Source organism: Pantoea sp. BAV 3049, assembly GCF_009765445.1.
Taxonomy (GTDB): Bacteria; Pseudomonadota; Gammaproteobacteria; order Enterobacterales; family Enterobacteriaceae; genus Erwinia.
Map to the genome: position 1 here is coordinate 436,117 of NZ_WHOY01000031.1, position 13,107 is coordinate 449,223.

The window sequence follows — 13,107 nt, forward strand, 5'->3', positions numbered from 1 at the left end:
ATCCGCCAAAAAAGCACCTGGCTCCTCAGTTTGGACTAAAAAACGCATTACTCCTCACGAATCAGTCTCGGTGTGATAAAGATCACTAATTCCCGCCGTTTCTGTTCTGACGTTGAGTGACGGAACAGTGTGCCGATCAACGGGAGATCGCCCAGCAGCGGCACCTGGCTTTTATTCTGCGCGTTGTGCTGCTGGAAAATGCCCCCCAGCGCCAGCGTTTGTCCATCTTTGACCGTCACCTGGGTTTGGATCTCCTGTTTGTCGATAGCAATGTACTCACCGTCACCACTGCGCAGGGTACTGCCCGGCAGGTTCTGACTGATGTGCAATTTCAGCATTATCCGCCCATTCGGCTGCACCACCGGCGTGACCTCCATTCCCAGTACCGCCTCCTTAAACTCCACCGAGGTGCTGCCACTGCTGCCGCTGGAAACTTCATATGGAATTTCGGTGCCCTGCTTAATACTGGCGGTTTGTTGGTGCGAGGTGAGCAGACGTGGACTGGCGATGATCTCCAGTTTGTTTTCCTGCTCCAGCGCACTCAGCTCCAGATCCAGCAACCTCCCGTCGAGCCGGGCAAAAGTGAACCCTGCGGCCAGTGCCGGACTGGTCGCGGCCAAATCCACCCGCAGCTGGCTGGCCCGTAACGCACGGGTTACCTGCTCTTCACCGCTCATTCCCCAACTAACGCCCAGCTCACGCAGGCTCCCTTCGGTGATAGTCACAATATGGGCCGCCAGCTCGATTTGCTCCAGCGGCACGTCGAGCGCGGCTACCCAAAGGCGGGTTTGCTCCAGCGCTGCCCGGGTGTCACGTAACAGCAGACTGTTAGTTCGTGCATCTACCGTCACGCTCCCTCTCGGCGTCATTAACTTTGCACGCTCGGCCTGCAGGCTGGCGTTGACTCTGGCCGCGTCGGCATGCAGCAGCGTCAGAGAGAGCGTGTGCAAGGGCAATGACTTTTCGGCCTCCTCCCTGCGCAGCACCTGCTGGCGCTCCCGCTCCTCCTGCAAGCTGTGCGGCCAGACCAGCAGAATGCCATCCTCATGCTCGATAGTAAGCCGTCCGAGCCGGGCAACCAGCGCCAGTGCCTGCGGCCAGGACACATCTTTCAGCCTGATCGACAATGTGCCCTCCACGTCGGGAGCCACCACCAGATTCAGCTGCTGATAATCCGCCAGCGCCTGCAGGATTTCCCCAACCGGCGCGTTATCGAACGCCAGGGATAACGGAACTGGATTGGCGAGCGGAAGAGACGGAGGCAATGCCGCCAGGCTGATTTGCTGCGGTAGCAAATTCAGTAGCAGAACCAGTGCGCCGGTCCACGGTTTCAGCCCCGGCATCATTAGCTTCCGTCCGATTCCGGCCAACCGCGTCCCTGGCCTCAGGCCTGCCCTCAGCAGGTATCGCCTTATGCAGGCTGTCGACGTTCTTTGCATCCCTGGCATAAATGCTCCCTTTTAACATTATTCGTAACGGGGTCTGGCACTCCAGTCCTGACGCCGCGGTAATACTCAGCGCCTCTACTTTCAGCAGTTGCCAGTGTTCATCAGGCCATTGCTGCTGCGCCCAAAGCGCTCCTTTTCCCTGCGGGGAGACCAGCCACGCCCGATAATTTTCAGCCCGGCCCACTATCCCGCGTAGCTGCCACAACGGCACCGCTGCTGGCGAACTAAGGCAACTCACTGACTGCGGCGGCTGAAAAGGGTCCCGCTCCGCCTGGCCCCGCCAGCAGAATAACGTCAGCAGCAGTAAACTACCCCGCCATCGCCATCGATCAGTCTTCATGAGCCCGCCTCAGTATTAATCTGAAGTGCAGCTGTTCCTGTTCAGCCTTAAGAGTGAACTGGGGCAGAATGACGCCGGACTGAAGTCTGCTCAGATAATGCAAAACGGCCTGTACACCCTGCCAGCGCAGCTTGATCGTCAGTTCTCCACCCTGACCGGCAGGCTGCCAGAGTTCCAGCTCGCCTCCGGCCCTGGCAATCAGCACCGGCAATGAAAGGAGCTGGCGTTTATCGGGCAGCAATGCCTGTTGCAGTCTGACAATGTCAGCATCGATGCTCTGAAGCGGAGGCTGATGCAGCAGGGCACGCAGGCTGCCCTGATATCGTTGTTCCTGCTGCCGACGCTGGCTGGCAAGCGCTTCAGCCTCACGCCACAGCGGCCGCACCCCAAAATGCCAGAGCGCCAGCGCCAGCAGGACACTGCCGAAAGCCACGCTGGACAGCCTCAGCCACAACGGTTGGTGTAGCCAGCGAATCAGCCATCCCTGACCGCTCATCACCCGGCTCCTTTTAAAGGCCGACCGGTCTGAGACACCACGCCGGTGCCCTCCGCGCCGCTCAAAATTGCCAGCAGGCTGAAATGGATCATTCCGTCCCGACGGCGGCTGAGCTTGCCGGTGGTGACCTGGCCAAATAGCGGGAGCTGCTGCAGGCGCTGACGAAAATCCTGCACATCGGTCATCGTCTGGCAAAAGCCCGTTAGCGTCAGCCGCTCCGGCGTTTTGGTCAGTTCACTAAGCCACAGCATGTCAGGCAGTTGCTCCGCCAACCGCAGGGAAAAATCTACCCACTGCTCCAGACGCTGCTGCACCTGCTGACGGGTGGCCAGCTGCTGCTCAAGAACCTCACGCTGACGGATACGTGCGGCCAGGCGAGTTTTCAGCTCGTTAATCTGCTGGCTGCTCTCCTCCTGTCGCAGCACCATCAACTGCTGCCGGGCGTTAACCGCCTGCTGACCAGCAACCAGCAGGAGTGCAGTCAGAAAGGCCGCCAGCAGCACCAGCAAAACCAGCAGCCAGCGGTGCATTCGCGCCTGCAGTTGCCGGGCACGCCACGGCAACAGATTGACCCAGACCATCAGCGATCCCCCGGCCGCAGCGCCAACCCCGCCGCCAGAGTAAATGCACCCGGCACCCGCGGCAGCGGCGGCTGCTTCATGGCAAAAGCGTCCAGCGGATTGAGCCATTGCGTGCCCTCTGGCAACGCTTCTTCTCTGATTGAGCTGTAATAAAATGAGGAAGCGCCAGCCAGATGCTGCTGGCGCAACGTGGAGAAATCCGGGGCATCTTCCGCAGCGCACCAGCCCCAGATCTGCGGTTTTAAAGGAGAAAACCACAACCAGTGATCGTGCAGACGATGAACCAGCGCCGCCGTTGGATCGAGCCGCAGGGTGTTCGCCATCGCATACAGCGCAGCAGGCGTCAGCTCAAGCACCTGCGGCGTCAGGCGGACTTCCTGCAGACAGTTTAGCCAGCTCAGCAGTGCCTCGCGCCGGGTGGCGGTGAGCCACAGCTGGCTGCCGGGTTCCTGTGCCTGGCGGTAATCCAGCGCCAGCGTCTCCGGCTCAATTGGGAAAAATCGCCTCGCCGCTGCTACGATATAGCTGCTACGCTCTGGTTCGCGTAACTGCTGGCGCGGCAGCTCGATCTGCTGTTGCAGCACCAGCTGAGGCGGAAAGCCAACCCGTAATGAAACACGATAGGGCAACTGCTTTCGCCAACGCTGCAGAATAGCGATGACGATCCCGGGCCGTTGCAGTAGCCCATGGGTTAACGTATCGTGCGGCAGCGCATGTTGCCACCAGTGGCGAAGTTGCCAGCCGTTCCGGCGGCGCTGGATGCCAAGGGCACAGAGTTGCCCATTCTGAATATCCAGGCCGACTTGCCATGTCTGAAATGCCATTTATCGCGATCTCCCTATCGTCAATGCCAGAGATTGAAAGTGCCGGGAACATGCCTCTCAGAAATTGAGGTATCCAGGCTTCTGGCTTGCCTTTATACTACCGCGCGATTGTTTATAAACTGTCCAGGCGACTTAAAATGGAAAATATCAGGTGAAGTTCGTAAAGTATCTTTTGATCCTTGCAGTGTGTTGCATTTTGCTGGGCGCAGGCTCGATCTATGGCCTTTACAAATATATAGAGCCACAGCTGCCCGACGTTGCCACGCTGAAAGACGTGCGACTGCAGACCCCCATGCAGGTCTACAGCGCCGATAATGAGCTGATTGCTCAGTACGGTGAAAAGCGCCGCATCCCGCTGAAACTGCAGGAAATCCCCCCGGAACTGACCAAGGCGTTCATCGCTACCGAAGACAGCCGTTTCTATGAGCATCACGGTATCGATCCAATCGGTATTTTCCGTGCAGCAAGTATCGCGCTGGTATCCGGTCATGCTTCACAGGGAGCCAGTACCATCACTCAGCAACTGGCCCGAAACTTCTTCCTCAGCCCTGAGCGCACGCTGATGCGTAAAATCAAGGAAGCCTTCCTCGCCATCCGTATTGAACAGATGATGAGCAAGGACGAAATCCTTGAGCTCTATCTGAATAAGATTTACCTCGGCTACCGCGCTTATGGCGTTGGCGCAGCGGCGCAGGTCTACTTCGGTAAGAATGTCGATCAGCTGTCACTAAGCGAAATGGCGATGATTGCCGGTCTGCCAAAAGCGCCGTCAACATTCAATCCCCTCTACTCTCACGAGCGGGCATTGCAGCGTCGTAATGTGGTGCTCAGCCGTATGCTGGATCAGCACTACATCACCCAGTCGCAGTACGATGACGCACGCAGTTCACCACTGGTCGCCAACTACCACGCGCCGAAGATTGCCTTCTCTGCGCCGTATCTGACCGAGATGGTTCGTCAGGAAATGGTCAAACGTTATGGTGACAATGCCTATAACGATGGCTTTAAGGTAACCACCACCATCACCCGCAAGCTGCAGCTGGCAGCACAGCAATCCGTGCAGGATAACGTGATGAACTATGACATGCGTCATGGCTATCGCGGCCCGTCGAACGTGCTGTGGAAAAGCGGTGAATACGCATGGAATCAGACGGAAATCCTGAAGACTCTGAAGGCGCTGCCAGTATACGGCCCGCTGATCCCGGCGGTGATTACCGAAGCCAACAACGACCAGGCCACAGCCCTGCTACGTGATGGCAGTAATGTGACACTGAACCTGGCGGGAATGCGCTGGGCGCGTCCGTACAAATCAGACACCGTTCAGGGCCGCACGCCGAAGTCGGTGACCGAAGTGGTGCAGGCAGGCCAGCAGGTCTGGGTGCGTCAGGTGGAAAATGACTGGTGGCTGGGTCAGGTACCGGACGTTAACTCTTCACTGGTTTCCCTCGATCCGCATGACGGCGCGGTTCGCGCACTGGTCGGTGGATTCAACTTTAACCTCAGCAAGTTTAACCGTGCCACTCAGGCGCTGCGTCAGGTCGGCTCGAACATCAAACCGTTCCTGTACACAGCGGCAATGGATCGCGGGCTGACGCTGGCTTCGATTCTGAACGACGTGCCGATCTCCCGCTGGGATGCCGGTGCCGGTGCCGACTGGCGTCCGAAGAACTCCCCACCAACCTATGATGGACCAATCCGTTTACGTCAGGGTCTGGGCCAGTCCAAGAACGTGGTGATGGTTCGCGCCATGCGTGCGATGGGCGTCGACTATGCGGCGGAATACCTGCAGCGTTTCGGCTTCCCGGCACAAAATATTGTGCATACCGAATCGCTGGCGCTGGGTTCTGCCTCGTTCACTCCACTGCAGATGGTGCGCGGTTATTCGGTAATGGCAAACGGTGGCTTCCTGGTTGACCCTTACTTCATCAGCAAGATCCAGGATGAACAGGGCAATACCGTGTTTGAAGAGAAACCTAAAGTTGCCTGCCCGGAATGCAATCTGCCAGTGATCTACGGTGAAACGAAGAAAGCCGTGGCGCTGAGTGAAGACAGCGTGGAAAACCCGGCAGTTTCACAGGAAGGTGCGAACACTGCCGTGCCACAGCCACAGCTGGAGCAGGTTACCCAGCAGCAGGCTCAGCAGGATGGCCAGCAGCAGTATGCGCCCCACGTGATCAACACTCCACTGTCATTCCTGATCAAAAGCGCACTTAACTCAAACATATTCGGCGAGCCGGGCTGGATGGGTACAGGCTGGCGTGCAGGCCGCGACCTGAAGCGTAACGACATCGGCGGTAAAACCGGGACCACCAACAGCTCGAAAGATGCCTGGTTCTCCGGTTACGGCCCTGGCGTGGTGACTTCCGTGTGGATTGGCTTCGATGATCATCGTCGCGATCTGGGCCGCACTACCGCATCCGGCGCGATTAAGGATCAGATTTCCGGCTATGAAGGCGGCGCGAAGAGTGCTCAGCCAGCCTGGGATGAGTACATGAAAACGGCACTGGATGGCGTGCCGGTTCAGCCGCTGACACCGCCGGACGGCGTGGTTACCGTGACCATCGACCGCAGCACCGGCAAACTGGCTAACGGCGGTGGCAACACCCGCCAGGAGTTCTTCATTAACGGCACCCAGCCAACGGAATATTCCGTGCATGACGTGGGCACCACGCTGATGGATAACGGCCAGAGTCATGAGCTGTTCTAAAAATTAAGCGCCGGGCTTCCCGGTGGCTTAACAAAAAAGGGATGAACCGAAGTGGTTCATCCCTTTTTTATTGCCGCGCGGTGGAGTTACTGACTCAGTAACTCAGCCGTCCCTGCTTAACCAGCCATTCCCTTACCAGGAACAAGGCACTGACATTGCGCGCCTCACGAAAATCGGATTCCTGCAGCAGGGCCAGCAGGTTATCAAGCGGCCAGCGCAGCTGAGGCAACGGCTCCGGCTCATCCCCTTCAAGCCGCTCTTCATACAGCCCTTCCGCCACCAGAATGTTCATTTTGCTGGAGAAGTAAGAGGGAGCCAGCGTCAGTTTACCCAGCGCTTCCAGCTTCTCCGCGCCAAAACCCGCCTCTTCTTTCAGCTCACGGTTGGCCGCCTCAAAAGGCGTCTCGCCCGGATCAATCAACCCTTTAGGGAACCCCAGCTCATAGTCTTCCAACCCCACAGCATATTCCTGAATCAGGATAAGATGATTATCGATGATCGGCACAATCATCACCGCCTCGCGGTTGGAAGGCTTCATGCGCTCGTAGACACGCTTAGCACCATTACTGAACTCAAGATCGACAGCTTCAACGGTAAACAGTTGCGAACGTGCGACAGCTTCAACTTTAAGAATGTTGGGTTTCTGCAATTGTCTGGTCATAGGGGCCCCAGGGAAAAACCAAATAAATGAGCGTGATAGCCCGCCAGTCACGGTACTTTTACCGATAATATCCCCATTGTGCGATAGCCGCGAGGGGAAGCCAATCATCGCACAGATTATTTTACGCTCTTATAACAAATCAGGGGTTTAGCGGCTGAAAAGTTTTAAAAAAGTCAATCCACCATGATTAAAATAGGAATATGCCGATACTGAAATCAGGGTAAGGTTGATATCATTTCAGTCGGGGCTCATATACAATTATTCTAATTTTATGATTTTGTGCGCTATTTCAGAACACACAGCGGATTGCCAGCGCCGTCTAAACCCGCCACAATGTCGGTAACGATATGATTAGGGCAGGTATTCTCCAGCATAACGACGGGAGCAGGGTGGCAGGAATGAGGGAAGCATGAGCACAATAGTCATCATATTGGCTGTAATGCTGGCCTGCTCGATTGGGGCGGGTTGTTTCTTTTGGTACGCTATGCGGCATCGTCCGCCGTTGGCGAAACCACTGCCATTCATCAGTCCCCCATTTCGTAAACTGAGCGAGGATGAGCGCAAAGCCGTCGAGCGCTATATCGACTCGCTGGAAAGACACCGTCAGAATACGCTTCCCAGCGGTGCCAGCAGCGCTACCGATCATCTGGTTCTGAACTCTCAGAGCAGCAACGTCTATCCGGTCACCCGTTCCATCACCCGCTATGGTCTCTCCACCGATGACCCGCACAAATGGCGCTACTATCTTGATGCCGTTGAAGTGCATTTGCCACCGCTATGGGAGCAATACATTGCGGATGAGAACTACGTTGAATTAATCAAAACGCAAACCATCCCGCTGGTGATCTCGCTTAACGGTCATTCGCTGGTGAACTACGTTTACGAGCAGCCTGCGCTGGCCCCGGTGGCCAGGCCAATGGGACAGAAAGCCTCAATCCGCAAAGAAGAAAGCGAAAATATTGAGCTACTCAGCGTGCGCAAGGAAACGGTGGAGGAGTATGCCCTCAGCCGTCCCGACGGCACTCGCGAAGCCTGTGCTGTGGGTATCGCCTTGCTGTTGCTGTTCATCAGCCTGATCGGTCCAATCATGCTGATGCCATGGCTGGTTTCTGCCGCCGGGGTGATCATTCTGGTGAGCTTTTGGTCGCTGTATCGCCGTCCGGGTAAAAACGATCTGCGTGAAATCCACTGTCTGCGGGGAGCCCCAAAACGCTGGGGGCTGTTCGGAGAATCGAATCAGGGTCAAATCAGCAACATCTCTCTGGGCATTATCGATCTGATTTATCCCCCGCACTGGCAGCCTTATGTTGCTCACGATCTCGGACAGTCCACGGAAGTGGATATCTACCTGAATCGCCAGGTGGTTCGTCAGGGTCGCTTCCTGTCACTGCAGGATGAAGTGCGTAATTTCCCTATCCAGCGCTGGAGAAAGAACATGGTGCTGGCCGCCGGTTCGCTGCTGGTGATGGCCCTGCTGATCGCCTGGATCCCTCTGAGCATGCCGCTGAAGCTGAGTATGGCCTGGCTGAAAGGCACGGAAAGCGTACAGGTGCATTCCGTTAACGAGCTGGGAAAAATTCCGCTGCGCGTCGGCGACAGCCTGAAAGTGACTGGCGAAGGGATGTGCTCGATCCCGACGACTTATCAGGGAAATCGCTCCTATGCATTTATGCCCTTCGACTGCTCGGCTGTGTACTGGAACAACGCCGCTCCCCTGCCCCAGCCGCAGTCGGATATTATCGATAAAGCGACAGCGCTGCTGACCACCACCAGCCAGCAGCTGCACCCGCAGAGCACCACCGATCCGAAGCTGAACCCACAGCTGGCGACCGCAATTCAGAAGTCCGGCATGATCCTGCTGGATGATTTCTCCGATATCGTGCAGAGAACTCAGGATCTCTGCAGCCAGGAGCAGGACTGCGTCAGGCTGAAGAACGCGCTGGTTAATCTGGGGAATGCCAAAGACTGGGAGACGCTGGTGCGCCGGGCCAATTCCGGGGCGCTAAACGGGATGAACGTGCTGCTGCGCCCGGTCAGTGCTGAAGCGCTGGAAAACCTGGTTAACACCGCCACCTCTTCTTTCTTCTATCGCGAGACACGTCGCGCGGCTGAGGCGCTGAACAGCCCACCGCCGGGCGGCTTCCTGATCCTCAGCGATGAAGGCCGTCAGCTGGTCAGCCAGCCAGCCCCGACGGTTTCGCTGTTTGACTTCAACGCCCCTGACCAGTGGCCAGAACTGCAGCGGCTGGCCGGGATGCTGCTGCACACCCAGTTCTCCGCCAGTGGTATCGTGACCAATATCACCACCGATGCCAACGGCACCCGCCATATTGCGTTGCACAGTGCGCCGGATGCCATCACCCTGGGCCGCTATCTTGGCACCAGCCTGCTGCTGCTGATTGTCACGCTGAGTTTTATCATCAATAGCCTGCTGGCACTCAGACGTATTCATCGTAACCGTATGCGCACCAGCGCGATTCAGAACTATTACGATAAGTGCTTCAGCCCGACGCTTGGTGCCACCACCCAGAGCATCCGTCCGCTGTTCTGAGCCTGTCAGTTTTATGCTATTTTTAAGGCTGACAAGGCTACCGTCCTCTTAAAACACCCCAGATTGTCTCCCCCGGAAAAGGCACCTTGATTTCTGGCGCGCAACCCATACATAGGGGTATTCCCAAAAAGGAGCAGCGATGAAAGAGAAATCCGCAGAAGCGGTTCGGCTCGATAAGTGGCTGTGGGCCGCTCGCTTCTATAAAACCCGTTCGGCGGCGCGCGAGATGATCGAGGGTGGCAAGGTTCACTACAACGGTCAGCGCAGCAAGCCGAGCAAAATTGTGGAGCTGCACGCAGAACTGACGCTACGCCAGGGCAATGACGAACGCACAGTCATTGTTAAATCCGTTAGCGACAGGCGAGGTCCGGCGGTTGAAGCGCAGCAGATGTATGCCGAAACGGCTCAAAGTATTGAGAAACGGGAGAAGATCGCGCTGGCGCGTAAAATGAACGCGCTAAGTATGCCGCATCCCGACCGGCGCCCTGACAAAAAAGAGCGGCGGGACTTAATGAAATTTAAAAATTCTGGCGACGAGTAACCCGCCTTAACGAGAGAGAATCATGGCTCATCAAGACCAAATGCACCGTTACCTGTTCGAAAACCATGCCGTGCGAGGTGAACTGGTTACCGTATCCGACACCTGGCAGGAAATCATCAGCGGCCACGACTATCCACAGCCGGTTCAGCAGGTGTTGGGCGAGCTGCTGGTCGCCACCAGCTTGCTGACTGCCACGCTGAAATTTGACGGCGACATCACCGTTCAGCTGCAGGGCGATGGCCCGCTCGCGCTTGCGGTGATCAATGGCAACAATCGTCAGGAAATGCGCGGCGTGGCACGCCTGCAGGGTGACATCGCTGAAGGCAGCAGCCTGAAAGAGATGGTCGGCAATGGTTATCTGGTGATCACCATTTCCCCTCTTGAAGGCGAACGCTATCAGGGCGTGGTCGGTCTGGAAGGCGAGACGCTGGCTGAATGTCTGGAAGACTACTTTATGCGCTCAGAGCAGTTGCCAACCCGCCTGTTTATTCGCACTGGAGAAAACGCAGGTAAGCCCGGCGCCGGAGGGATCTTGCTGCAGGTTCTGCCTGCCGAGGACGCCGACCCGGAAGACTTTAACCACCTGGCGACGCTGACCGAGACCATCGAAACGGAAGAGCTGCTTGGCCTGCCCGCCAACGACGTGCTGTGGCGCCTGTATCATCAGGAAGAAGTGACCGTCTACGATCCGCAGGGCGTACGTTTCCACTGTACCTGCTCGCAGGAGCGCTGCGGTGAAGTACTGCGCACGCTGCCGGAAGAAGAGGTCGATCAGATCCTTTCTGAAGATGGAAAAATTGATATGCACTGCGACTACTGCGGCAGCCACTACATTTTTGATGCTGTGGATATTGCGGCAATCCGTAAGGATTCCACCGCCGGTAACGATCAGGTTCACTAATGCTTTTCACGTCATCAGACCTGCTCAGGGTCTGATGGCTTTCGTACTTATCGCCAAACCAATTCGCCAATACATCCCTTCCCAACAAAATAACTCGCTAACAATACCCTTAATATACAATTTACCCACCAGCATACCCTCTCTGAAAAGAGTATTAACCCACCAGAATTTCAGCCTTGCTTGCCGAATTACGCGCTGCTTCTCATTTCTGCCGCTTATCCCTTCCCCTCCGCTTCCCGCAGTGTAAACTGCGCGCGATCGTGAATACCGCAGAGTGATGGATATGCGGAGCATCACGGTAAAGAGAGCGCCATCTCATTACACTCAGTGGCAGAACAGAGCCGATAAAGGAGCAGCAATATGCGTGACCTGACCCCGCAGGACCTCGTCGCTTATGGCATCACGGACACGGTTGAGATTATTTATAATCCCGATTTTGACACCCTTTACCGGGAAGAAACCCGCCCTGGCCTGACCGGCTTTGAGCGCGGTACAGAAACCCGCTCAGGGGCTATCGCCGTCGATACCGGCATTTTTACCGGCCGTTCACCTAAAGATAAGTACATCGTTCGCGATGACACTACACGCGACACGCTGTGGTGGAACGATCAGGGTAAGGGAAAAAATGATAATCAGCCCCTTTCACAGGAAACCTGGCAGCAGCTGAAGTCACTGGTGACGCGGCAGCTGTCCCATAAACGCCTGTTTGTGGTCGATGCCTGGTGCGGCGCGAATCCGGATACACGCCTCAGCGTGCGTTTTATTACCGAAGTGGCCTGGCAGGCCCATTTCGTGAAGAACATGTTTATACGCCCTGACGCCACAGCACTGGCAGAGTTTGATCCCGACTTTGTGGTGATGAACGGCGCCAAATGCACTAACCCCAACTGGCAACAGCAGGGACTGCACTCCGAAAACTTTGTTGCCTTCAACCTGACCGAGCGTATCCAGCTGATTGGCGGAACCTGGTACGGCGGCGAGATGAAAAAGGGGCTGTTCGCCATCATGAACTATCTGCTGCCGCTGAAGGGCATTGCGGCGATGCACTGCTCAGCCAATGTCGGCCCGGCTGGCGATGTGGCGGTGTTTTTCGGCCTGTCCGGCACCGGCAAAACCACCCTCTCCACCGATCCGCTACGTAAGCTGATTGGTGATGATGAGCACGGCTGGGATGACGACGGGGTGTTTAACTTTGAAGGGGGCTGCTACGCCAAAACGATCAAGCTTTCTGAACAGGCGGAGCCGGAGATTTATCATGCCATCCGCCGTGATGCGCTGCTGGAAAACGTCGTGGTGCGGGCCGATGGCTCGGTGGATTACGATGATGACAGTAAAACCGAAAACACCCGTGTGTCGTATCCTATCGACCATATTGATAACATCGTTAAGCCAGTGTCGAAGGCTGGTCATGCGCGTAAGGTGATTTTCCTGACAGCGGATGCCTTTGGTGTGCTGCCACCGGTTTCACACCTGACGCCTGACCAGACGCAGTATCACTTTCTCTCCGGTTTCACCGCCAAGCTGGCAGGCACCGAGCGCGGCGTCACTCAGCCAACGCCAACCTTCTCTGCCTGCTTTGGCGCGGCGTTCCTGACGCTGCACCCGACGCAGTATGCAGAGGTACTGGTGAAGAGAATGGAGGCGGCTGGCGCAGAAGCCTATCTGGTCAACACCGGCTGGAACGGCAGCGGAAAACGGATTTCAATCAGGGATACGAGGGCGATTATCAATGCCATCCTCAGTGGCGATATTGCCAGCGCGGAGAAGGTAACGCTGCCGATCTTTAACCTTGCGATGCCAACCTCGCTGCCGGGGGTGGACAGCCATATCCTTGACCCGCGCAACACCTATGCAGACGAAGCCGAATGGGAGAATAAAGCCCGCGACCTGGCAGGGCAGTTTATCGCTAACTTCGATAAATACACGGATACCCCAGCCGGGGAAGCACTGATCCCGGCAGGACCCGCTCTGACCTAATCGCTGTTAATCAGGAGAGGCTGTAACCCACGTTGCAGCCTCTCCTGATCCTGCCATTCTCAAAGCCAGCGTGAATCAAT

General features: G+C 56.5%; 11 protein-coding genes. 5 read left to right on the forward strand and 6 right to left on the reverse strand.

Annotation, left to right across the window (positions count from 1 at the left end; genetic code table 11):
* Nucleotides 1-47 precede the first annotated feature (47 nt).
* Genes hofQ through pilM form a run of 5 tightly spaced genes read right to left on the reverse strand, consistent with a single transcriptional unit; the run spans nucleotide 48 to nucleotide 3,689 of the window.
* Nucleotides 48-1,313 (reverse strand): DNA uptake porin HofQ, encoded by a 1,266-nt coding sequence (hofQ, locus tag GSQ70_RS02870; protein WP_370521102.1) that lies wholly within the window; start codon nucleotides 1,311-1,313, stop codon nucleotides 48-50.
* Nucleotides 1,210-1,788: a HofP DNA utilization family protein gene (locus tag GSQ70_RS26310; RefSeq protein ID WP_158780956.1), complete on the reverse strand. Its 579-nt coding sequence runs from the start codon at nucleotides 1,786-1,788 to the stop codon at nucleotides 1,210-1,212. Before GSQ70_RS26310 ends, hofQ begins: the two co-directional genes overlap by 104 nt.
* Nucleotides 1,778-2,284, reverse strand: a complete 507-nt coding sequence (locus tag GSQ70_RS02880; RefSeq protein WP_158780958.1) for a hypothetical protein — start codon at nucleotides 2,282-2,284, stop codon at nucleotides 1,778-1,780. Before GSQ70_RS02880 ends, GSQ70_RS26310 begins: the two co-directional genes overlap by 11 nt.
* A complete protein-coding gene (locus GSQ70_RS02885; protein ID WP_158780960.1) occupies nucleotides 2,284-2,865 on the reverse strand; it encodes a PilN domain-containing protein in 582 nt (193 codons plus the stop codon). The genes GSQ70_RS02880 and GSQ70_RS02885 overlap by 1 nt, the downstream gene beginning before the upstream one ends.
* A complete protein-coding gene (gene pilM / locus GSQ70_RS02890) occupies nucleotides 2,865-3,689 on the reverse strand; it encodes a type IV pilus biogenesis protein PilM (RefSeq protein WP_158780962.1) in 825 nt (274 codons plus the stop codon). Before pilM ends, GSQ70_RS02885 begins: the two co-directional genes overlap by 1 nt.
* 151 nt (nucleotides 3,690-3,840) lie before the next feature.
* Here pilM and mrcA point away from each other — a divergent pair, with 151 nt between their 5' ends.
* A complete protein-coding gene (gene mrcA / locus GSQ70_RS02895; protein WP_158780964.1) occupies nucleotides 3,841-6,396 on the forward strand; it encodes a peptidoglycan glycosyltransferase/peptidoglycan DD-transpeptidase MrcA in 2,556 nt (851 codons plus the stop codon).
* 94 nt (nucleotides 6,397-6,490) lie between these two features.
* On the opposite strand, the gene nudE is transcribed toward mrcA, so the two are convergent.
* The gene (nudE, locus tag GSQ70_RS02900; RefSeq protein WP_158780966.1) at nucleotides 6,491-7,057 is read right to left on the reverse strand and encodes an ADP compounds hydrolase NudE; all 567 of its coding nucleotides are present in this window, start codon (nucleotides 7,055-7,057) and stop codon (nucleotides 6,491-6,493) included.
* A gap of 409 nt (nucleotides 7,058-7,466) precedes the next feature.
* Here nudE and GSQ70_RS02905 point away from each other — a divergent pair, with 409 nt between their 5' ends.
* From GSQ70_RS02905 to pckA, 4 genes are all read left to right on the forward strand, one after another.
* Complete coding sequence (locus GSQ70_RS02905) at nucleotides 7,467-9,608, forward strand: intracellular growth attenuator family protein (protein WP_158780968.1); 2,142 nt, start codon at nucleotides 7,467-7,469, stop codon at nucleotides 9,606-9,608.
* A gap of 139 nt (nucleotides 9,609-9,747) precedes the next feature.
* A complete protein-coding gene (gene hslR, locus GSQ70_RS02910; RefSeq protein WP_158780971.1) occupies nucleotides 9,748-10,149 on the forward strand; it encodes a ribosome-associated heat shock protein Hsp15 in 402 nt (133 codons plus the stop codon).
* A gap of 22 nt (nucleotides 10,150-10,171) precedes the next feature.
* Complete coding sequence (gene hslO / locus GSQ70_RS02915; RefSeq protein WP_158780973.1) at nucleotides 10,172-11,050, forward strand: Hsp33 family molecular chaperone HslO; 879 nt, start codon at nucleotides 10,172-10,174, stop codon at nucleotides 11,048-11,050.
* Between the two features lie 360 nt (nucleotides 11,051-11,410).
* Complete coding sequence (gene pckA / locus GSQ70_RS02920) at nucleotides 11,411-13,027, forward strand: phosphoenolpyruvate carboxykinase (ATP) (protein ID WP_158780975.1); 1,617 nt, start codon at nucleotides 11,411-11,413, stop codon at nucleotides 13,025-13,027.
* Nucleotides 13,028-13,107: the final 80 nt, after the last annotated feature.